At 65.5% G+C, this 21,966-nt stretch carries 17 protein-coding genes and 1 other RNA gene; 10 read left to right on the forward strand and 8 right to left on the reverse strand.

Features of this window, described 5'->3' with window-relative positions:
• The first annotated feature begins 95 nt into the window (after positions 1 to 95).
• Complete coding sequence (locus XH83_RS31005; RefSeq protein ID WP_194404394.1) at positions 96 to 1,844, forward strand: methyl-accepting chemotaxis protein; 1,749 nt, start codon at positions 96 to 98, stop codon at positions 1,842 to 1,844.
• A 108-nt stretch (positions 1,845 to 1,952) separates the two neighbouring features.
• Positions 1,953 to 3,377, forward strand: coding sequence for a methyl-accepting chemotaxis protein (locus XH83_RS31010; RefSeq protein ID WP_194404395.1), 1,425 nt, complete (start codon positions 1,953 to 1,955; stop codon positions 3,375 to 3,377).
• Positions 3,378 to 3,556: 179 nt separating this feature from the next.
• Here the strand turns inward: XH83_RS31010 and XH83_RS31015 are convergent, their stop codons facing one another.
• From XH83_RS31015 to XH83_RS31035, 5 genes are all read right to left on the reverse strand, one after another.
• Positions 3,557 to 4,381, reverse strand: coding sequence for a TIGR00282 family metallophosphoesterase (locus tag XH83_RS31015; RefSeq protein ID WP_194404396.1), 825 nt, complete (start codon positions 4,379 to 4,381; stop codon positions 3,557 to 3,559).
• A complete protein-coding gene (locus tag XH83_RS31020; RefSeq protein WP_194404397.1) occupies positions 4,359 to 4,955 on the reverse strand; it encodes a 5-formyltetrahydrofolate cyclo-ligase in 597 nt (198 codons plus the stop codon). Before XH83_RS31020 ends, XH83_RS31015 begins: the two co-directional genes overlap by 23 nt.
• A gap of 223 nt (positions 4,956 to 5,178) precedes the next feature.
• Positions 5,179 to 5,339, reverse strand: a non-coding RNA gene (gene ssrS, locus XH83_RS31025) — 6S RNA.
• Positions 5,340 to 5,540: 201 nt separating this feature from the next.
• A complete protein-coding gene (locus XH83_RS31030) occupies positions 5,541 to 5,924 on the reverse strand; it encodes a cell division protein ZapA (protein WP_194404398.1) in 384 nt (127 codons plus the stop codon).
• A complete protein-coding gene (locus XH83_RS31035; protein ID WP_018318703.1) occupies positions 5,921 to 6,241 on the reverse strand; it encodes a DUF4164 domain-containing protein in 321 nt (106 codons plus the stop codon). Before XH83_RS31035 ends, XH83_RS31030 begins: the two co-directional genes overlap by 4 nt.
• Before the next feature lie 375 nt (positions 6,242 to 6,616).
• Between XH83_RS31035 and tkt the strand changes: the two genes are divergently transcribed.
• The 8 genes from tkt (at position 6,617) to XH83_RS31075 (ending at position 16,135) form a co-directional block, all read left to right on the forward strand.
• The gene (gene tkt, locus XH83_RS31040; protein WP_194404399.1) at positions 6,617 to 8,602 is read left to right on the forward strand and encodes a transketolase; all 1,986 of its coding nucleotides are present in this window, start codon (positions 6,617 to 6,619) and stop codon (positions 8,600 to 8,602) included.
• Positions 8,603 to 8,750: 148 nt separating this feature from the next.
• A complete protein-coding gene (gap, locus tag XH83_RS31045; RefSeq protein WP_194404400.1) occupies positions 8,751 to 9,758 on the forward strand; it encodes a type I glyceraldehyde-3-phosphate dehydrogenase in 1,008 nt (335 codons plus the stop codon).
• A gap of 145 nt (positions 9,759 to 9,903) precedes the next feature.
• Positions 9,904 to 11,100 (forward strand): phosphoglycerate kinase, encoded by a 1,197-nt coding sequence (pgk, locus tag XH83_RS31050; RefSeq protein WP_194404401.1) that lies wholly within the window; start codon positions 9,904 to 9,906, stop codon positions 11,098 to 11,100.
• Positions 11,101 to 11,155: 55 nt separating this feature from the next.
• A complete protein-coding gene (gene fba / locus XH83_RS31055; protein ID WP_194404402.1) occupies positions 11,156 to 12,223 on the forward strand; it encodes a class II fructose-bisphosphate aldolase in 1,068 nt (355 codons plus the stop codon).
• 226 nt (positions 12,224 to 12,449) lie between these two features.
• Positions 12,450 to 13,475, forward strand: a complete 1,026-nt coding sequence (locus XH83_RS31060; protein ID WP_194404403.1) for a class I fructose-bisphosphate aldolase — start codon at positions 12,450 to 12,452, stop codon at positions 13,473 to 13,475.
• Positions 13,476 to 13,478: 3 nt separating this feature from the next.
• Positions 13,479 to 14,168, forward strand: coding sequence for a thiamine phosphate synthase (locus XH83_RS31065; RefSeq protein ID WP_194404404.1), 690 nt, complete (start codon positions 13,479 to 13,481; stop codon positions 14,166 to 14,168).
• Between the two features lie 8 nt (positions 14,169 to 14,176).
• Positions 14,177 to 15,259 (forward strand): tetratricopeptide repeat protein, encoded by a 1,083-nt coding sequence (locus XH83_RS31070; protein ID WP_194404405.1) that lies wholly within the window; start codon positions 14,177 to 14,179, stop codon positions 15,257 to 15,259.
• A gap of 84 nt (positions 15,260 to 15,343) precedes the next feature.
• The gene (locus tag XH83_RS31075) at positions 15,344 to 16,135 is read left to right on the forward strand and encodes an inositol monophosphatase family protein (protein ID WP_194404406.1); all 792 of its coding nucleotides are present in this window, start codon (positions 15,344 to 15,346) and stop codon (positions 16,133 to 16,135) included.
• A 25-nt stretch (positions 16,136 to 16,160) separates the two neighbouring features.
• Here XH83_RS31075 and XH83_RS31080 read toward each other — a convergent pair whose 3' ends face one another.
• The 3 genes from XH83_RS31080 to XH83_RS31090 form a co-directional block, all read right to left on the reverse strand.
• Positions 16,161 to 17,288: an AAA family ATPase gene (locus tag XH83_RS31080; protein WP_194404407.1), complete on the reverse strand. Its 1,128-nt coding sequence runs from the start codon at positions 17,286 to 17,288 to the stop codon at positions 16,161 to 16,163.
• A 169-nt stretch (positions 17,289 to 17,457) separates the two neighbouring features.
• Entirely contained in the window at positions 17,458 to 20,616 is a 3,159-nt protein-coding gene (locus XH83_RS31085; protein WP_194404408.1) for a multidrug efflux RND transporter permease subunit, read from the reverse strand.
• Between the two features lie 6 nt (positions 20,617 to 20,622).
• Positions 20,623 to 21,813, reverse strand: coding sequence for an efflux RND transporter periplasmic adaptor subunit (locus XH83_RS31090; protein ID WP_371746190.1), 1,191 nt, complete (start codon positions 21,811 to 21,813; stop codon positions 20,623 to 20,625).
• Positions 21,814 to 21,966: the final 153 nt, after the last annotated feature.

The raw sequence follows: 21,966 nt of genomic DNA on the forward strand, positions 1-21,966 counted from the left end.
TAATGGACGGTGCCTAGAGGTGAGGCACCGTTAACCCTGATTTCATTCCGGACTGCGAAAATAGCGCCCGACCTTATCCCGACGAGAGAGAGCTGATGGCGTTCGGACTATTTCGGAAGCGCCTGCCGGACCAGGCCGCGCCTGCGGCCGCCCCGGCGGCTCTGCAGCCGGCGGCCCATTCCGAGCCCGCTGCCGTGGCCGAAACTGATTCGGCGCGGGAGATCCTGGAGCTGCTGGAACTCGAGCTCGGCGCCATGATCCGCCAGCTCGAACGCGCCGCCAATTCGGTGGCCGGCGGCGCCGAAGCGACCGCGGCGACGCTTGCCGCCATCCGCGACCGCACCGATGCCCTGACCGGCCGCACCAACGCCGCGCAATCGACCGCGTCCACCTTCGCCCATGCCGCCGACAAGTTCACCCAATCCGCCCTGGGTATCGGGACGCAGGTTCGCGAGGCCGGCAAGCTCGCCGACGAGGCCAGCGCCGCGGCACAGGAAGCCCGCGCCAATGTCGATCGCCTGCGCGAATCCTCAGCCGCCATCGGCAACGTCGTCAATCTGATCGCGCAGATCGCGCGGCAGACGACGCTGCTCGCGCTCAACTCGACGATCGAGGCCGCGCGCGCGGGCGCTGCGGGAAAAGGCTTCGCGGTCGTCGCCACCGAGGTCAAGGCCCTCGCGGTGCAGACGCAAGGCGCGACCGAAGAGATCACCAAGAAGATCGACGCATTGCAGCGCGACGCCGCCGGCTCCGCGGATGCCGTGCACCGCATCTCGCAGGCGATCGAGGCGATCCGCCCGGTGTTCGAGACCGTCAACGGGGCGGTCGCCGAACAGAACGCCACCACCAGCGAAGTCTCCGGCAATGCCGCGAGCGCCTCGGAGTTCATCGTCTCGGTCGGCGAGAGCGCGGCCGAGATCGATGCCGCGACGAAGGCTGCCGAGAGCCATGGCGAGAACGTCGCCAGTGCCGGCAAAGCCGTCACCACCTTCGCGCAAAAGCTGAAGTCGCGCTGCGCCGTGCTGCTGCGTCAGAGCGAGCACGACGATCGCCGCAAGACCGAACGGCTGCCCTGCCATCTTAAGCTCGAGAGCGCGCGCGGCGTGATGCCGGTCTATGAGATCTCGATGGACGGCGTGCTGATCGGCGGCGCTGACGCTGGCCGGCTCGCACCGCAAGCGATGATCGAAGGCACGCTCGAAGACGTCGGCGCCTGCCGCCTGCGCGTGATCGAGCAGTCCAAGGCCGGCGCCCGCGCACAGTTCGCCAGCCCCAATGCCGAGCTCCGCGAAAAGATCGAGGACAAGCTCTGGTCGATCCACGAGGAGAACACCGAGTTCGTCACCCGCGCCATGGAGGCGGGCAACGCGCTGACCAATATCTTCGAGCAGGCGGTGGCACGCGGCGAGGTCAAGATCGACGACCTCTTCGACACCGACTATGCCGAGATCGCCGGGACCAATCCGCAGCAATACCGCACGAAATATCTCGACTGGGCCGACCGGGCGCTGCCGCCATTCCAGGAAACCTTTCTGGCGAAGGACCAACGCATGGCGTTCTGCGCCATGGTCGACCGCAACGGCTTCCTGCCGGTGCACAACAAGATCTATTCGCATCCGCAGCGGCCGGGCGACGTTGCCTGGAACACGGCCAACAGCCGCAACCGCCGGATATTCAACGATCCGGCGGGGTTGGCTGCCGCGCGCAACCTGCGATCGTACCTGGTCCAAAGCTATGCGCGCGACATGGGCAACGGGAACACGGTGATGATGCGCGAGATCGACGTCCCGATCCGCGTGCAGGGCCGGCACTGGGGTGGATTCCGTACCGCCTACAAGCTGTAGTGCACGCTCAGGCAAGACGCCTGCCGCGAATCATCCTCTAAAGTCGCGACTGGAATGGGAATGCCGCCGTGAGCCGGGTTGCGGCTCTGACTGGAGGACTCATCGAACATGTCCGTCGTACAACTTGCCGTCATGGACACCGGCTCCAACCGCACGCTGGCCGAACGGCTGATTGATCAGCTCGCCGACCGCATCGGCGGCCTCGGCGTGGAGCTCGCCGATATTGCCGGCAACGTCCAGGAAGTCGCAAGCCGCGTCGCGAACCAGTCCGACCGGTTCCATCACCTCCAGAGCACGGCCGAGACGATGGTCTCGGCCAATCACGACATCGCCAATGCATCGCAGGCCGTGCAGACGACCACGTCGGCGGCGGTCGGCGAGATCGCGCAGTCCCGCAGCGCCGTCGACACCGCGGTCAGTCACATCTCCGAGCTCGTCGCAGCGGTGGAGCGGATCGAAGCGCGCCTTAGCGCCGTCGGCTCGGCGCTTGCACAGGTGGCGAAGGTGTCCGGCTCGATCGAGGCGATCGCGAAGCAGACCAATCTGCTCGCGCTGAACGCGACCATCGAGGCCGCCCGCGCCGGCAATGCCGGCCGCGGCTTCGCGGTGGTCGCAAGCGAAGTGAAGAACCTCGCCGAAGCCACCCGCCAGGCCACGCATCAGATCTCGGACACCGTGCGCGACCTCGATGGTCAGATCGAAGGCCTGATCGGCGAAAGCAGCGATGCCTCGCAACGTGCCAAGACCGCCGGCGAAGGCGCCCAACAGATCTCCAGCATCATCTCGCGCGTCCAGCAGGGATTTGCGTCGGTCGAGGCGGAGATCGGCAGCGTCACGCGCGCGGCGACCTCCAACCTTGGACACTGCGACACCGTCATCAGCGAGCTCAACGAGCTCGCGAAGGGCGTCGACCTCTCCTCGCGCGACCTCAAGAATGCCGACGAGCGCGTGGCCAAGCTGCTCGACACGTCCGAAGGCCTGATCGCGCTGATCGCCGACAGCGGCGTCGAGACTTCGGATACGCCGCTCATCCGCGTCGTGGTCGACACCGCGCAGCGGATCACGGCCGAGTTCGAAGCCGCCATCGATCGCGGCGACATCACGCTGGACCAGCTGCTCGACGAGACCTATCGCGAAATTCCCGGCACCGATCCGAAGCAGTACCTCACCAACTACGTCGAATTCACCGACCGCGTGCTGCCCGCGATCCAGGACCCGATCCAGAAATCGGATCCGCGCATCGTCTATTGCGTCGCCTGGGCGCGGGATGGCTATCTGCCGACCCACAATCCGAACTACCGCCTGCCGCAGGGCAAGGACCCCGTTTGGAATAACGCCAACTGCCGCAACCGCCGCCTGTTCAACGACCGCACGGTGAAGAAGGTCGCGGGCAACACGAAGCCGTTCCTGCTCCAGACCTACCGCCGCGACATGGGCGGCGGACAGTTCGTGCTGATGAAGGATCTGTCTTCGCCGATCGTGATCCGCGGCAAGCACTGGGGCGCCTTCCGGATGGGATTTAGGCAGGGCTGACGGCGGGTACTCCGGCGTCCCCAACTCAAAAGCTCGAAAACAACCCCATGCACAGTAGCCGGGGCGTGCGGAATCAATGGCTTGCGGAGGCAGGCCATGAGAGCGTTTTGACTCGTCGGGCAAAACAGGAGCACGCCGACGCGTTCGCAGGGATCACACGGAGAGTGAGACGCCGGCGTTCAGCTCAACCAGAATTTCGGCGTCGCCGGCTCCAGCCTTCCACCGACACGCACCGGCGCAATCTTCAGCGCAAGGCCCGTGGCATCATCCGTCTCCACCACGACGCCGCTCAGCGTCGCTGCGCCCCCGGCCGGCTCGAAGCGGCCTGACGGGATTCCCGAGGTGAACCTGCGCAGCGGCTCTTCCTTCTGCATGCCGATGATGGAATCGTAGTCGCCGGTCATGCCGGCATCGGTCATGTAGGCAGTGCCGCCCGTGAGGATCTGGTGGTCGGCGGTCGGGACATGGGTGTGCGTGCCGACGACGAGGCTGGCGCGGCCGTCGCAGAAGAAGCCGATGCCCTGCTTCTCGCTCGACGCCTCGCAATGGAAATCGACGACGATGGCGTCCGCGGCAACGCCGAGCGGGCAGGCCCCGAGCTCGCGCTCCAATGCTGCGAAGGGATCATCGAACGGGGTCATGAAGACGCGGCCCAACGCGTTGACGACGAGGGCGTGCTTGCCGTTCTTGGTCTCGACCAGGGCGGCGCCACGGCCGGGCGTGCCGCGCGGATAGTTGGCGGGACGCACCAGGCGCTCGGCGCGCTCGATGAACACGAGCGCCTCGCGCTGGTCCCAGGAATGGTTGCCGAGCGTCACCGCGTCGGCGCCCGCGTCGAGAAACTCCTGATAGATCGCTTCCGTGATGCCGAAGCCGCCGGCGGAATTCTCGCCGTTGACGACGACGAAATCGAGCGACCAGTCCTTGACCATGCCGGGCAGATATTCGGCGATGGCGTTGCGCCCCGCTCGGCCGACGACATCACCCACGAAGAGAATGCGCAACTTCAGAACTCCGGAAATCGAACACGTCCGATTCCGTTAGCACATAATCCAGCGCGACGTCGTGCGATAGTGCCGGAACCGCCTTGATCTCCTGCGCTGCAAAAGCAAGCCCGATGCCGACGATCTGCTTGGCCTTGCGCAAATGCGCGAAGGTGAAATCGTAATGCCCGGCGCCATAGCCAATGCGATGGCCGAGGCGATCGAATGCCGCGAGCGGCGTCAGCATGACATCCGGAATGACTTCAGCCGCCGCCGGCGACGGTTCGGGAATGCCGAGCGGGCCGAGCATCAGACGATCGTTCGGATGGAAGATGCGGAAGACCAGGGCCTGGCCGCGCGCGGTGACGCAAGGCAGCGCCAGCTTGGCGCCCTGCTCCGCAAGCGCCTTCATCAGCGGCATCGGATCGATCTCGCTGCGGATCGGCGAATAGCCGGACACGATGCTGCCGGGCAGAAGCTTGAACGGGAGCCCACGCTTGGCGAGCTTTGCGGCGGCGGCGCTGCGCTTCTTCTCGCTCAAGGCGTCGCGCGCCGCGAGGGCTTTGGCACGGAGTTCGGCTTTCGTGTTGGGCATGCGCGTTTTCCCCCGAAGGCGAAGTCTTGCTCCGCCGTCATCACCCGCGACGCGGACGATCCGATATTCCAGAGACGCCAGTGCTAGACCTCGACGCGGCGGCGTACTCGATGCCCCCGGTCCCACGTGCGCAATTGCGCATTAAGGGGGCATGACACCGAGATTGGACCGCAAGCGTGTCGGGGACGCAATTCGACAGGCACGAACCAGAAGGAAGAAACAGAGCGAAGCCGCGTACGCCGTTGAAGCACTCGATCCCGGAGTTCCCTACGAAAGTAGGTGGGCACCATATGTCCGGGCCCACGGGCCCGGCCAGGGACAGTTCCCTAAAGGATCGATAAGGCCCCGGGGATATATGGCTCCTGACGCGCGTCGCAGCCTCGCAGGGCCAATGTAACAACGATACTGACGAATCGCCAGCCCGGCGAGAGAGCGTGCTTCGGCGTAATGAAGCGGGCTGCGAGCCACGGCGGAAGTCCGCTCCCTCCCCCGTCTGCGGGAGAGGGTTGGGGAGAGGGTGTCTCCACATCGGGACAATCCCGCAGAGGATCCGGGGCGATTACTCAGCGCAGCTTTCGCGGCTCGTTACCCAATCGCGATCCCGTTGCCGACGGTGCGGTTCAGGACCTGGGTCGACTTCTCGATGCGTTCGGCGGCGGCGTTCAGGGCGTTCACCACCGCAGTCTGCGTCATCCTGGCGCGCTCGACGGCGGCATTGCGGAAATCGCGCAGCTCGGTCAGCTCCTGCTCCATGCTGCGGACACGGTTGCCGACGTCGACCAGTTCGTCGCAGACGGTCAGCGCCGCCATCACGGTGAGGCGCGCATCGCCGATCTCGCCGAACTTTCCGCGCAGCGACTGGATCCGCGTCTCCAGGCTCTCGGCGAGCTTGAGCAGCCGCACCTCCTGGCCCTCCTCGCAGGCCATGCGATATTGCCGGCCATTGATGGTGACGTTGATGTGGCTCATCCGTCCTCTCCGGTATCGAGCACCGAGCGTATCGTGACGATCGCGGAATCCAGCCGGTCGGAGATCTCGCGATTGGTGCGCTCGAGCTTGCGCGCCTTCACCAGCGCGCCGTCGAGCTCGTCGGCAAGCCGCGAGCGGTCCGCGCCCAGCGCCTGGATCCGCGCCGCGAGCTCGTTCTCGTCGCGATCGGCGTCGCGCCGGCGCTCCACCGCGCTTTCGAGCGCGTCGAGCGCCGCCATCAGCCTGCGGGTCGCGATCTCGATCTCGACCGCGGAGGACTCCGTCATGGCGGCACTGTTGGACACGCGATCGTTCATGCAGTCAGCGGTGGAACCTGGCGGCCTTTGCCCAGTGGCCTTTTCCTGGAGCTTGCCGCCCGGCAAAAGACTCGGTTCGGCAAGCGGTTAGAACCAGAAATTTACAAAGCAAGCTAGCCCAGCGCAACGCCGCCGCGAAACTATGCACCGATCAATCGGGACGGAGGCCGTCCCGATCCGTCAGTTCCTCCCTCCCAGGTACCTGACGGAAAAGCGATCTCCACAGAGGCAACTTTTGCGGCCAAATCCGCGTTTGACTGCCTTGGACTCCCGGAACCGAGGTGCTATCCCAGCCCCGACCTTCAGTGGCCGCCAGGCTCCTCCCGCGCGGGCGTACATCGCCTCCAAGCGCCTCATTTCAGACGGATTTCAGACATGACGCAGGTCGATCACTCCCGTATGGCCAACGCGATCCGCGGGCTTTCGATGGACGCCGTCGAGAAGGCGAAGTCGGGTCATCCCGGCCTGCCGATGGGTGCCGCCGACATCGCCACCGTGCTGTTCACGCAGTTCCTGAAATTCGACGCCGCCGCGCCCGCCTGGCCGGACCGCGACCGCTTCGTCCTCTCGGCCGGCCACGGTTCGATGCTGCTTTATTCGCTGCTGTACTTGACCGGCAATTCCGAGATGACGCTGGACCAGATCAAGCAGTTCCGCCAGGTCGACTCGCTCACCCCCGGGCATCCCGAGAATTTCCGCACCAAGGGCATCGAGACCACCACCGGTCCGCTCGGCCAGGGCATCTCGACCGCGGTCGGCATGGCGCTCGCCGAGAAGATGCTCGCCGCCGAGTTCGGCAAGAAGATCGTCGATCACCACACCTATGTGCTCGCCTCCGACGGCGACCTGATGGAAGGCGTGTCGCAGGAAGCGATCGCGATGGCCGGCCACTGGAAGCTCAACAAGCTGATCGTGCTCTACGACGACAACGGCATCTCGATCGACGGCCCGACCTCGATCGCCGATTCCGTCGACCAGGTGAAGCGCTTCAAGTCGGCCGGCTGGGCGGCCGAGAAGATCGACGGCCATGACCAGGCGGCGATTGCCGATGCGATCACGCGCGCGAAGAAATCCAACAAGCCGACGCTGATCGCCTGCCGCACCACCATCGGCTTCGGCGCGCCGCACAAGGCCGGCACCTCGAAGGTGCATGGCGAGGCCCTCGGCGCCGACGAGCTCAAGGCCGCCAAGGAAAATCTCGGCATCTCGCTCGAGCCGTTCGCGGTCGCCGAGGACGTGCTGAAGGCGTGGCGCGCAGCCGGCAGCCGCGGCGCGGCGGCGCGCCAGGAATGGGAAGCACGGCTCGGCGAGCTCGGCAGCCGCAAGCGCGCCGAGTTCGAGCGTCGCCTGCGCCACGAGCGTCCCGCTTCGCTCGCAAAGGCGGTGCGCGCCTACAAGAAGGAGCTGCTGGAAAAGCCGATGACAGCGGCGACCCGCAAGTCCTCGGAAGCGGTGATCGAGGTGATCGCCGGCGCGATGCCCATGGAATTTTTGGCGGGCTCGGCCGACCTCACCGGCTCCAACAACAACAAGGCGAAGTCGGCGACCGCCTTCTCCGCCAAGACGCCGAAGGGCCGCTTCATCCATTACGGCATCCGCGAGCACGGCATGGCCGCCGCGATGAACGGCATTTTCCTGCACGGCGGCTTCGCACCGAACGGCGCGACCTTCCTGGTGTTCACCGACTACGCACGTCCCGCGATGCGCCTTGCCGCTCTGATGGGCTCCGGCGTCGTGTACGTCATGACCCATGACTCGATCGGGCTCGGCGAAGACGGTCCGACCCATCAGCCGGTCGAGCATCTCGCCGCGTTGCGCGCCATTCCGAACATGCGCGTGTTCCGGCCGTGCGATGCCATGGAGGTCGCCGAGTGCTGGGAGCTCGCGCTCAATCGCGTGGACGGTCCGACCGTGCTGGCGCTGACGCGGCAGAACCTGCCGCAGCTGCGCACCACCGCACCGAACGACAACCCCTGCGCGGCCGGCGCCTACGAGCTGGTCGCAGCCGAGGGCGAAGCCAAGGCGACGCTGTTCGCCTCCGGCTCCGAGGTCGAGATCGCGGTCGCCGCCCAGAAGCAGCTCGCGGAACGCGGCATCGCCTCGCGCGTTGTTTCCGTTCCGTCGCTCGAGCTGTTGTTAGCGCAACCAGAGGCCAAGCGCGCCGCCATCATCGGAAATGCGCCAGTGAAGGTCGCGATTGAAGCTGCCGTACGCTGGGGCTGGGATGCCGTGATCGGCCAGGATGGCGAATTCGTCGGCATGCATTCCTTCGGCGAAAGCGGCCCGGCCAAAGAGCTTTACAAGCACTTCGGTATTACCGCCGAGGCTGCGGTTAACGCTGTGCTGAAGCGCGTTTCCTGAGAGTTGAGCTTGCCGTAAAAAAGGACTACGTAATCTCCCATATGATCAAGCACCGCCCGGCCGAACCGGGCGCCCGCCCCTAAAAAACCCTCGCAGGCGCGCATAGCGCGTTGTGCGGGATGACAACGGTCATTGAAGGAGACGAAACATGGCAGTCCGCGTTGGAATTAACGGTTTTGGCCGCATCGGCCGCAACATCCTGCGGGCTATCGCCGAGTCCGGCCGCAAGGACATCGAGGTCGTCGGCATCAACGACCTCGGCCCGGTCGAGACCAACGCTCATCTGCTCCGTTTCGACAGCGTCCATGGCCGCTTCCCCGGCACCGTCACCGTCGATGGCGACTCGATCAATCTCGGCGGCGGCAAGATCAAGGTGACCGCCGAGCGCGATCCCTCGAAGCTGCCCTGGAAGGATCTCGGCGTCGACATCGCGATGGAATGCACCGGCATCTTCACCTCGAAGGACAAGGCCTCCGCGCATCTGACCGCCGGCGCCAAGCGCGTGCTGGTCTCCGCGCCCGCCGACGGCGCCGACGCCACCATCGTCTACGGCGTCAACCATGAGACGCTGACCAAGGATCATCTGGTCATCTCCAACGGAAGCTGCACCACCAACTGCCTGGCGCCGGTCGCCAAGGTGCTGAACGACCTCGTCGGCATCGAGACCGGCTTCATGACCACGATCCACGCCTATACCGGCGACCAGCCGACGCTCGACACGATGCACAAGGATCTCTACCGCGGCCGCGCGGCGGCGATGTCGATGATCCCGACCTCGACGGGTGCTGCGAAGGCGATCGGCCTCGTGCTGCCCGAACTGAAGGGCAAGCTCGACGGCGTCGCGATCCGCGTGCCGACCCCGAACGTCTCGGTGGTCGACCTCAAGATCGTCGCCAAGCGCGCCACCGACGCCAAGGAGATCAACGCGGCGATGAAGCGCGCCAGCGAGCAGCAGCTCAAGGGCATCCTCGGCTACACCACCGCGCCGAACGTCTCGATCGACTTCAACCACGACCCGCACTCCTCGACCTTCCACGAGGACCAGACCAAGGTGCAGAACGGCACGCTGGTGCGCGTGATGTCCTGGTACGACAACGAGTGGGGCTTCTCGAACCGCATGGCGGACACCGCCGCTGCGATCGCGAAGGTGATCTGAACCAGGTCTCGTGTCCCGGGCGCGGTGCAGCGCCTAAGCGCTGCTCCGCAGAACCGGGACCCATTCAATTGCGGGACTCGCTGTGATGTGGGTCCCGGTTCTGCAGCGCATCGCTTCGCGCTGCGCAGCGCCCGGGACAAGAGAGATGACCAACAAATTCCGCACCCTCGACGACGTCGAATTGAAGGGCAAGCGCGTGTTGCTGCGCGTCGATCTCAACGTGCCCATGGACAATGGCCGCGTCAGCGACACCACCCGGCTCGACCGCGTCGCGCCGACCATCACCGAGATCTCGGACAAGGGCGGCAAGGTCATCCTGCTCGCGCATTTCGGCCGGCCGAAGGGACGCGACGCCAAGGACTCGCTCAAGCCCGTGGCTGAAGCGCTTGCGAAGGTCGTGAAGAAGCCCGTCGCCTTCGCCGAGGATTGCATCGGCGAGCCCGCGGCCAAGGCGGTCGCAGGCTTGAAGGACGGCGACATTCTCTGTCTCGAAAACACCCGCTTCCACAAGGAAGAGGAAAAGAACGATCCGGCTTTCGTCGCGGAACTGGCAAAGCTCGGCGACATCTGGGTCAACGACGCCTTCTCGGCCGCGCACCGCGCCCACGCCACGACCGAAGGCCTCGGCCACAAGCTGCCGGCCTATGCCGGGCGCACCATGCAGGCCGAGCTCGATGCGCTGGAGAAGGCGCTGGGCTCGCCCACCAAGCCCGTCATCGCCATCATCGGCGGCGCAAAGGTCTCGACCAAGATCGACCTCCTGGAAAATCTCGTGAGCAAGGTCGATGCGCTGGTGATCGGCGGCGGCATGGCCAACACCTTCCTGCACGCCCAGGGCGTTGCGGTCGGCAAGTCGCTGGCCGAGAAGGATCTCAGCGCCACCGCGCTGCGCATCATGGAGAAGGCGGAAGCCGCCAACTGCGCCATCATTCTGCCGGTCGACGCCACGGTTGCCTATCACTTCGCCGCCAACGCGCCCTCGCATGCCTATGGGCTCGACGCGATTCCGGCCGACGGCATGATCCTCGACGTCGGCCCGCAGTCGATCGCCCGCGTCCACGCCGCGATCGACGACGCGGCGACGCTGGTCTGGAACGGACCGCTCGGCGCATTCGAGATGCAGCCCTTCGATCGCGGCACGGTCGCGGCCGCCAAGCACGCTGCCGAGCGCACCAAGGCCAAGAAGCTGATCTCGATCGCGGGCGGCGGCGACACCGTCGCGGCGCTCAACCAGGCCCATGTGGCCGGTGACTTCACCTATGTCTCGACCGCCGGTGGCGCGTTCCTCGAGTGGATGGAAGGCAAGCCGTTGCCCGGCGTCGAGGTGCTGCGCGTCAAGTAAATTCAAGTCGGCAAACATCGCGGCCTTGCAAGGCCCCAACGGGAGAACAAGACAGATGGCTCGGATCACGTTACGTCAACTGCTCGACCACGCGGCGGAGAACGATTACGGCGTACCGGCCTTCAACATCAACAATATGGAGCAGGCGCTGGCGATCATGGACGCGGCCAACCAGGTCGACGCGCCCGTCATCATCCAGGCCTCGCGCGGTGCGCGCTCCTACGCCAACGACATCATGCTCAAGCACATGATGGACGCGGTCACCGAAATCTATCCGCACATCCCGGTCTGCGTGCATCTCGACCACGGCAACGAGGCCGCGACCTGCATGACCGCGATCCAGGCCGGCTTCACCTCCGTCATGATGGACGGCTCGCTGAAGGCCGACGGCAAGACCCCCGGCGACTGGGCCTACAATGTCGGCGTCACCAAGACCGTGACCGACATGGCCCATCTCGGCGGCATCTCGGTGGAAGGCGAGCTCGGCGTGCTCGGCTCGCTCGAAACCGGCATGGGCGACAAGGAAGACGGCCACGGCGCAGAAGGCAAGCTCAGCCACGACCAGCTGCTGACCAATCCGGACGAGGCCGTGAAGTTCGTCCAGGAGACCAAGGTCGACGCGCTCGCGATCGCGATGGGGACGTCCCACGGCGCCTACAAGTTCACCCGCAAGCCCGACGGCGACATCCTCGCCATGAACGTGATCGAGGAGATCCACCGCAAGCTGCCGAACACGCATCTCGTCATGCACGGCTCCTCGTCGGTGCCGCAGGATCTGCAGGAGATCATCAACGCCAATGGCGGCAAGATGAAGCCGACCTGGGGCGTGCCGGTGGCCGAGATCCAGCGCGGCATCAAGAACGGCGTGCGCAAGATCAACATCGACACCGACAACCGCATGGCGATGACCGGCCAGATCCGCAAGGTGCTGAAGGACAGCCCGGAAGAGTTCGATCCGCGCAAGTACTTGAAGCCGGCCATGGAAGCCATGACCAAGCTGTGCAAGCAGCGCCTGCAGGAGTTCAACACGGCAGGCCAGGCCTCCAAGATCAAGCGTGTCCTGACCACCGCCGAGATGGCCAAGCGCTACGCCAAGGGCGAGCTGGATCCGAAGGTGGCGTAAGCGGCGTAAGGGCAGGCACCGTCATTCCGGGGCGCGCGCAGCGCGAGCCCGGAATCCATGGTGCCACCGTCGACGCGAATCAATGGATTCCGGGCTCGCGCCTAGGGGCGCGCCCCGGAATGACCGGCCTCCCCCCTTTACCCTGCGACGAACGATAGCTCGGCAATTGCCCGAGAACGGTCTATTTTCACGGGCAAGGGCAGAGTCGTTTTGGGAGGACCTCTCGATGAATCTGACTGAGCTCAACAAGGTGGCGACCGCCATGGTCGCGCCGGGCAAGGGCATCCTCGCCGCCGACGAATCCTCCGGCACCATCAAGAAACGCTTTGACGCAATCGGCGTGGAGTCCACGGAAGAGAACCGCCGCGACTATCGCGAGATGCTGTTCCGCTCCAAGGACGCCATGAGCCAGTACATCTCGGGCGTGATCCTCTATGACGAGACGATCTGGCAGGACGCGAAGGACGGCACGCCGCTGGTGAAGCTGATCGAGCAGAGCGGCGCCATTCCCGGCATCAAGGTCGACGAAGGCACGCAGGCCTTGCCGATGTGCCCGGGCGAAACAGTCACCGTCGGGCTCGACAGGCTCGCCGAACGCTTAAAGAAATATTACGAACGCGGCGCGCGCTTCGCCAAATGGCGCGCGGTGATCGACATCGGCAGCGGTATTCCCTCGATGACCGCGATCAGCGTCAACGCCCACGCGCTGGCGCGCTATGCCGCACTGTGCCAGGCCGCGCAGATCGTGCCGATCGTGGAGCCGGAGGTGCTGATGGACGGCGACCACGACATCGACCGCTGCTATGAGGTGACGAGCCGCGTGCTGAACAAGACGTTCCAGGAATTGCGCGTGCAGCGCGTCGCGCTCGAAGGCATGGTGCTGAAGCCCAACATGGCGATCTCAGGCAAGAAATGCGCGAAGCAGGCGCCCGTCGAGGAGGTCGCGGAGAAAACCGTCCGCCTGCTCAAGGCCTGCGTGCCCGCGGCCGTGCCCGGCATCGCCTTCCTCTCCGGCGGCCAGTCGGACGAAGAGGCGACCGCTCATCTCAACGCCATGCACAAGCTCGGCCCGCTGCCCTGGGGCCTGACCTTCTCCTACGGCCGCGCGCTGCAGGCGGCGCCGCAGAAGGCCTGGTCCGGGAGGCCTGAGAACGTCGCGGCCGGACAGCGCGCCTTCAGCCATCGCGCGCGGATGAACGGCCTCGCCTCCAAGGGCGAATGGCAAAGTAGCCTGGAACAGAAGGCAGCCTAGATCTTGTCGAACAAACCGCCTCCGCCGCGCCCGGCGCCTCGCCTTTATCTTGCGACGCCCGTCGTCGATGATCCCGCTGCGCTTCTCGGCGAGCTGCCGGCCCTGCTTGCCGCCGCCGACGTCGCGGCCGTGCTGCTGCGGCTGGAGGAGACCGACCAGCGTACCATGATCTCGCGCGTCAAGGCCTTCGCACCGCCGGTGCAGAAGGCGGGGGCCGCGCTGCTGGTCGAGGGCCATGCCGAGCTGGTCGCGCGCGGCGGCGCCGACGGTGCGCACCTGCCCGGCATCGCCGCACTGAAAGAGGCGCTGCCATCGCTCAAGCCCGATCGCATCGCCGGTGTCGGCGGGCTGACGACGCGGCACCATTCCATGGAGGCGGGCGAGATCGGCGCAGATTACGTGCTGTTCGGCGAGCCCGATGCGAAGGGACAGCGTCCGTCGGCGGAAGCGATCGCGGAACGGCTGAACTGGTGGGCCGAGCTGTTCGAGCCGCCCTGCGTCGGCTTTGCGCTGTCGCTGGAAGAGGCCCACGACTTCGCGCTCAGCGGCGCCGATTTCGTGCTGGTCGGCGACTTCATCTGGTCCGATCCGCGCGGGCCCAAGGCGGCGCTGATCGAGGTCGACGCCGCGATCAAGAAGGCGCACGCGACGGCGATAGCCAGCCCAGATCCTGCGGGCAGCGAGCACGGCTAGCGCCCGACATGAAACTCCCCTGCATCACCATGCTGGCGACGCTGCTGCTCACGGTACCGGCGGCCGCGCAGCTTCAGATCACCCCGCCGGCGACAATCCCCAGTCCGCCCGCGGAGAAGCAGAAGCCCAAGCCGGCCCCGCCCGCCAAGAAGAAGGAGGCTGCGCCGGCGCCGAAACCTTCGGCCTCGCCCAAGCCCGCCCCCTCTTCCAAGCCGACGCCGACCCCGACCGTGATCCCGGCGCCGCCGACCGACAATTCCAGCGCCGATCTGGTGTACGGCGCCTATCAGCGCGGCCAGTACAAAACCGCGTTCGACCTCGCCACCGCCCGCGCGCAAGGCGGCGACCCCAAGGCGATGACCATGCTCGGCGAGCTCTATTCCAACGCCATGGGCATTCGCCGCGACTACGCCAAGGCGGCTGAATGGTACAAGCGCGCCGCGGACGCCGGCGACCGCGAGGCGATGTTCGCGCTCGCCATGCTGCGCATTTCAGGCCGCGGCGGCTCGGTCGACAAGAACGAGGCGGTCAAGCTGATGGCGTCCGCCGCCAAGCTCGGCGAGCCCAAGGCGGCCTATAACCTCGCGCTGCTCTATCTGGACGGCCAGACCCTGCCGCAGGACGTCAGGCGTTCAGCCGAGCTGCTGCGCCAGGCCGCCGATGCCGGCCTGCCCGAGGCGCAATACGCGCTCGCGACCTTCTACAAGGAAGGCACGGGCGTGCCGAAGGATCCGGAACGCGCGGTGCGGCTGCTGCAGGCCGCCTCGCTCGCCGACAATGTCGACGCCGAGGTGGAATATGCCATCGCCATGTTCAACGGCACCGGCACGCCGAAGAACCAGCCGGCTGCCGTCGCCCTGCTCCGCAAGGCCTCCCGCCAGGGCAGCGCGATCGCGCAGAACCGGCTGGCCTGGGTGCTGATCAACGGCGTCGGCACGCCCATGGACAAGGTCGAGGGCTTCAAATGGCACCTGGTGGCCAAGACCGCCGGCAAGGGCGACCCGGAGCTCGACAAGCAATTCTCCGACCTTCCGCCCGAGGAGCGGGCCAAGGCGGAGGCCGCCGCCAAAAAATGGCTTGGGAGCAAATGACTTGACCTTCAGCCCCTCGCAGGGCACCCAATCCTCCAAACACGCGCGATTTCGCGCCATTTCCCCCGATCAAGACCAGAGCTCATGCTGTATTCCGCAACTATCAACGTCATGGTCAAGGCCGCGCGCCGCGCCGGCCGCAGCCTCAAGCGCGATCTCGGCGAGATCGAACATCTCCAGGTCTCGCTGAAGGGACCGGCGAATTTCGTCTCGCTCGCCGACAAGCGCGCCGAGGAGATCCTCTACCAGGACCTCGCCAAGGCCCGCCCCGGCTACGGCTTCATCGGCGAGGAAGGCGGCATGCGGGAAGGCAGCGACAAGAGCCATACCTGGATCGTCGATCCGCTCGACGGCACCACCAACTTCCTGCACGGCATCCCGCAATTCGCGATCTCGATCGGCCTCGTGCGCGAGGGCACGATCATCGCCGGCGTGATCTACAACCCTGCCAATGACGAGCTCTACATCGCCGAGCGCGGCAAGGGCGCCTTCCTCAACGACCAGCGCCTGCGCGTCGCCGGACGCCGCCAGCTCAACGAATGCGTGGTGGCCTGCGGCCTGCCCCATATCGGCCGCGGCGACCACGAGGAATTCCGCCGCGAGATGACCGCGATCCAGGACCGCGTCGCGGGCCTCCGCCGCTTCGGCGCCGCCTCGCTCGATCTCGCCTTCGTTGCCGCCGGCCGCCTCGACGGCTATTGGGAGCGCAATTTGCAATCCTGGGACATCGCCGCCGGTATGCTGATGGTGCGCGAAGCAGGCGGCACGGTGAGCGACATCAGCACGCCCGGCGATGCGCTGGTGACCGGGGACGTGGTGTGCGGGAACGAGTACGTGCACGGGGAGCTGGTGAGAATCTTGCGGAAGCCGGCGTAGCCGCACGACTGCTCGATCTCATCGGCTAAGACTCGTCATCGTCGGCCTCATCGTCTCGATATTCCCCGCCGAGGGTCAGCCCCTCGATCGCGGTGGCGCCTTTCGACTTGATGACGCGGCGAAGCGGGACGGAGCTCTCGCTTCGCAGGGCCTCCATCAGCTGCTCCGAATGGGTGACGATCCAGATGTCGGCGCGACTTGATGCCTTGGCGATCAGCCGGGCCAATGGCGCCAGCAGCGACGGATGCAGGCTGGTCTCGGGTTCGTTCAGCGCGATGAAGGGCGGAAGCCGATAGCCCATGAACACCGCGAGCAGGCAAATGTATTTCAGTGTCCCGTCGGATAATTCGTGAGCCCTGAACGGCCGCGGCATATCCTCCAGCTGCAGATCGAATTCGCACACGCCGCCCTGTTCCCATGCGCGGAGCTCGGCGCCCGGGAATGCGTCCTGGATCGCATCCTGCAGGTCGGTGGCATCTCCTCTGATGGTGTAGAGCGTCGACAGGGCCGCAGCGAGATCGCTTCCGTCGGCACTGAGCGAGGGCGTCGTGATCGCAAGACAGGGCTTTCGAACCGGCGACGCCGGATCGGTACGAAAGTCGTGATAGAAGCGCCAGCCCAGCATCGCGTTTCTGAGCAGGTCGATCTCAGGGCATTCCTTGCCGTCGAAAAAGCCCGCAAGCGCCGGCTCCGACGGCAGCACTGCATCCCTGTGGCTGCTCCATGCGCCGCTCTCGCTGCGGACGCGGACGAGCGAATTCTTTCGCTCCATCAGCAGAACCGTTCGTTTGCCCTGCACCCCCTCGATGCTTTCGGACTTGATCATCGGCTCACCGGAAAACGCCGCCTCGAGCGGGGCCGGATATCCGACTTCAATGGAGTATTTGAGACGGTCGAACTTGACCGACAACCGTAATCTCCCATCCTCGCCGCGTTTGCGGACGCCGGACCAGCAGACCGAATTCAACCCGCCTTCGTCGGCGATCGTCCGCGTGATCCGCCCGGCTGCCGCATCGCGCAACAGCGACAAGGACTTGTAGAGGTTGGACTTGCCGACACCGTTCTCGCCTACAAAGACGGACAGGGGATGGATCGGGATGGAGAGCCGCCGGATGGAGCGATAGTTCGAGATCGTAATGTCGGTCGGACGCATCGCATGCTTTCAGTCGGCAGGTCTGGTGCGTTCGCAGGTCCAGCGCCAACGCACATCCCATCAATCCAGGGATGCAGTCTCGGTCGACGCTCGCGCGAAAGCAAGCCGGACGCCCGTCGACATCAAGCGACGGCGCATCCAACTCCGGCGGTTAGGACCGATCCGGCGTTCAGTGGCCGGTTCTTGCCGGCGCCGGCGGCCCGTACGCCTCACCATCCTTCGCCGCCGCCTTCTCCCTGTCCCCCGCCAGCACGCGCTGCACCGAGACGAAGAACACCGGCACCATCAGCAGCGCCAGGATCACCACCGCGATCATGCCGCCCATCACGATGCTGCCGAGCGCCTGCTGGCTGGCGCCGCCGGCGCCGTGGGCGATGGCCATCGGCAGCACGCCGCAGATGAAGGCAAGGCCCGTCATCAAAATGGGGCGGAAGCGCAGGCGGCAGGCTTCGATGGTGGCTTCCACCAGGGGCTTGCCCTCTTTCCGCAGGTCTTTCGCGAATTCGATGATCAGGATCGCGTCCTTGGCCGCGAGGCCGATGATGGTGATCAGGCCGACGGTGAAATAGACGTCATTGGGCAGGCCGCGCAGCATCGCCGCGGTCACCGCGCCGACGATGCCGAGCGGGACGGTGAGCAGCACCGCGAGCGGAATGGTCCAGCTTTCATAGAGCGCGGCCAGACACAGGAACACCACGAACACCGAGAGCGCGAGCAGGAACGGCGCTTGCGAGCCCGACAGCTTTTCCTGGAGCGACTGCCCGGTCCATTCATAGCCGAAGCCGCGCGGCAGTCTTCCCGCAAGCCGCTCCATCTCGGCAATCGCATCGCCCGAGGTGAAGCCGGGCCTGGCTTCGCCGGAGATGCGCACCGCCGGATAATAGTTGAAGCCGGCGATCTGCGTCGGCCCGCGCGCCCATTCCACCGTGGCGAAAGACGAGAACGGCACGAGCTGGCCGCGGCTGTTCTTGACGTTGTAATTAAGAATGTCCTCGGTCCGCATGCGGTCGCGGGCGTCGGCCTGCACCACGACGCGCTGCATGCGGCCGCGGTTCGGGAAGTCGTTGATGTAGTTCGAGCCGAGATTGGTCGAGATCGTGTTGTTGATGTCCTCGAAGGTGACGCCGAAGGCGCCGGCCTTCTCGCGGTCGATCACGAGATTGACGACGCCCGCCTCGGGCAGGCCCTCTACATAGACTTTCTGCAGCACCGGGCTCGCATTGGCCTCCGCGATCAACTGGTCGGCGGCGCGCATCAATTGCTGATAGCCCTTCTGGCCGCGGTCCTGGAGGCGGAACGAGAAGCCCGAGGAGTTGCCGAGATTGTCGATCGGCGGCGGCTGCAGCGCCGCGATCTTCGCGTCTTTGATCGACGACAGATCGCGGTTGATGTCGTTGACGATCGCTGCGGCGGAATCCTTCGGCCCGCGCTCCGACCAGTCCTTCAGAGTGATGAAGGCTTGCGCCGTATTCATGCCCTGACCTGAGAAGCTGAAGCCGGTGAGGAAGGTGACATCCTCGACGCCCGGCCGTGCTGCAAGATATTTTTCGACCTTCTCGATCACGGCCTCGGTGCGGGCGTAGGACGAATCCGATGGCGTCTGGACGTCGGTGGTGACGAAGCCCTGATCGTCGATCGGCAGGAAGCCGCCGGGCAAGTTGACGAAAGCCCAGGACAATCCAACCAGAAGCGCGGCATAGACCAACATCAGGCGGCCGGTGCGCTTCAGCGAGAAGCCGACGGTGCGGGAATAACCTTCCTTGCCGCCTTCGAGCACGCGGTTGAACCAGCCGAACACGCCGCGCTTGGCATGGCCGTGGCCGGCTGCGACGGGCTTGAGCAAGGTCGCGCACAGCGCCGGCGTCAGCGACAGCGCAAGAAAGGCGGAGAAGCCGATCGCGGCGACCATGGTGACCGAGAATTGACGATAGATGATGCCGACCGAGCCCGGGAAGAACGCCATCGGCACGAACACCGCCATCAGCACCAGCGTGATGCCGATGATGGCGCCCGAGATCTGCGACATCGCCTTTCGCGTCGCATCCTTCGGCGGCAGGCCCTCCTCGGCCATGATGCGCTCGACGTTCTCGACCACGACGATGGCGTCGTCAACGAGGATGCCGACCGCGAGCACCATGCCGAACATCGAGAGCATGTTGATGGAATAGCCGGCCAGCAGCAGCGTGGTGCAGGCGCCCAGCAGCGCCACGGGCACCACGATGGTCGGAATGATGGTGTAGCGGATGTTCTGCAGGAACAGGAACATCACCACGAACACAAGCACCACGGCTTCGACCAGCGTCGACAGCACTTTCTCGATCGAGGCCTCGACCACGGGCGTGATGTTGTAAGGGATCTGGTAGGTGATATTGGCCGGGAAGAAGCGTGACAGCTCCTTCATCTTCTCTTCGACCGCGCTCGCGGTCGCCAGCGCGTTGCCGGTCGGCGACATCAGCACGGAAAGACCGGCGGTCGGCTTGCCGTTCAGTCGCGTGTTGAACTGGTAGCTGAGACCGCCGACCTCGATGCGCGCAACGTCGCGCAGGCGCACGGTGGAACCGTCGGCATTGGCGCGCAGGATGATGGAGCCGAACTCGTCCGGCGAAGAGAGCTGGCCCTTGACCAGCACCAGCGCGGATGTGCGCTGGCTCGACGTCGACGGCTCGGCACCGATGCTGCCCGAGGCGACCTGCGCGTTCTGCGCGGCGATGGCCTTGTTGACGTCGTCGGCGGTGAGCCCGTAGCCGACGAGCTTGGCCGGATCGACCCAGACGCGAAGCGAGCGCTCGGTCGAGTAGAGCGTAGCGCGGCCGACGCCGGGAATGCGGCGGATCTCGCCCAGCACGTTGCGGATCATGAAGTCGCCGAGACCGACCTCGTCCAGGCTGCCATCGGTCGAGCTGAGCGTGATGATCTGCAGCACCGCGCTGGACGCCTCCTCGACCAGGATGCCCTGCTGCATCACCGCGCGCGGCAGGCGTGCCTCGACGCGCTTGATGCGGTTCTGGACCTCGACCGAGGCGTCGTTGGTATTGGTGCCCGGCTGGAAGTTGGCAATGATCTCGACCTGGCCGAGCGAGTCGCTGGTCGATTCGAAATTGAGAATGCCGGAGGCGCCGTTGAGCTCCTCCTCGATCAGCCGCGTGACGCTGTTGTAGAGGTTTTCCGGCGAGGCGCCGGGATAGCTGGTCGAGATCGAGATCGAGGGCGGCGCGATGATCGGATATTGCGCGACCGGCAGCAGCGGCACGGCGATCGCGCCGATCAAGCAGATGAACAGCGCGACCACCCAGGCGAAGATCGGCCTGTCGATGAAGAAACTCGCCATGATGCCTTACTGCATCATCTGGGCGCGTTGACTTTCCACGATGGTCCCTGCCTCGGCCCAGGATTGCGGCTTGACCTTGTCGCCAGCCGCGAACTTCTGGAACCCTTCCACGACGACCTTGTCCCCGGCCTTCAGGCCCTCGGTGACAAACCAGACACCGTCCTGCACCGAGCCGGTGCGCACCGGCTGCACCGCAACGCGATGGTCGTCCTTGACGACGAAGACTTCGCTGCCACCGCCCCCGTTACGCTGGATCGCCTGCTGCGGCACCGCGATCGCGTCGGCGTCGATGCCCTGCTCGAGCCGCACGCGAACGTACATGCCGGGCAGCAGTTCACGATTCGCATTGGGAAACTCGCCGCGCAGGGTCACTTGTCCGGTATTGGCGTCGACCTTGGCATCGGAAAACAACAGCTTGCCGTTCAGCGGATAGATCGTGTTGTCGTCGAGCACGAGGCGCACCTTGGCCGCATCGGGTGCGATGCGCTCGAGGTCGCCGCTCTCGAAGGCGCGGCGCAACTGATTCAGCTCGTTCACCGATTGAGTGAAGTCGGCGTAGATCGGATCGAGCTGCTGAATGGTGGCGAGATTGGTTTCGTTTTGCATCACGAGCGCGCCCTCGCTGACCAACGCTGCGCCGACGACGCCGTCAATCGGCGCCCTCACGGTGGCGTAGTCGAGGTGCAGCTTTGCCCGGGCAAGATCGGCCTTGCGGCCCTCGACCTCGGCATGCGCCTGACGCTCTGCCGCGATCGCCTTCTCGTTCTCGGCTTCAGGGGCGGCACGCTGGCTGGTCAGCATGGCGATGCGGTGCGCCTGCTGTTTGGCCTGCATCAGCCCAGCTTCGGCCTTGGCGAGGGCCGCCTGGTTGGCTGACACTTCGACCTCGAACGGACGGGGATCGATGCGGTAGAGCGGATCGCCCGCCTTTACTTCGCTGCCCTGGTGGAACAGGCGCTCCACCACGATGCCCGAAACCCGAGGCCGCACGTCGGAGACCCGGGTCGGCGCGACGCGGCCAGGAAGTTCCCGCACGATGGAGCGAGGCTGCGGCCTGACGGTGACGACGCTGACATCCGGTTCGGCCGGTTGTGCTTGGACTATGGCGGAGTTGGATTCCTCGCAGCCCGCAAGCAGCGGCGCTGCGACCGCGAGCATTATAGCCATGCAGGCGGATCGCACATGTAGCGCTGGCATAAAGGTAGTTGCCCCGTTCATCACATTGCTCTCAGGCTTCCAGAAAGGATCTGGACAGTCTGACGTGAAAAGGAAAATAGACGGTGTTTGCTGCGACGCAATGAGGGCGTGGGCGGCTCATTGTCACACGATCTAACTCGCTGAAAAAACGAT

This window comes from Bradyrhizobium sp. CCBAU 53351 (assembly GCF_015291745.1).
Classification (GTDB): Bacteria; Pseudomonadota; Alphaproteobacteria; order Rhizobiales; family Xanthobacteraceae; genus Bradyrhizobium.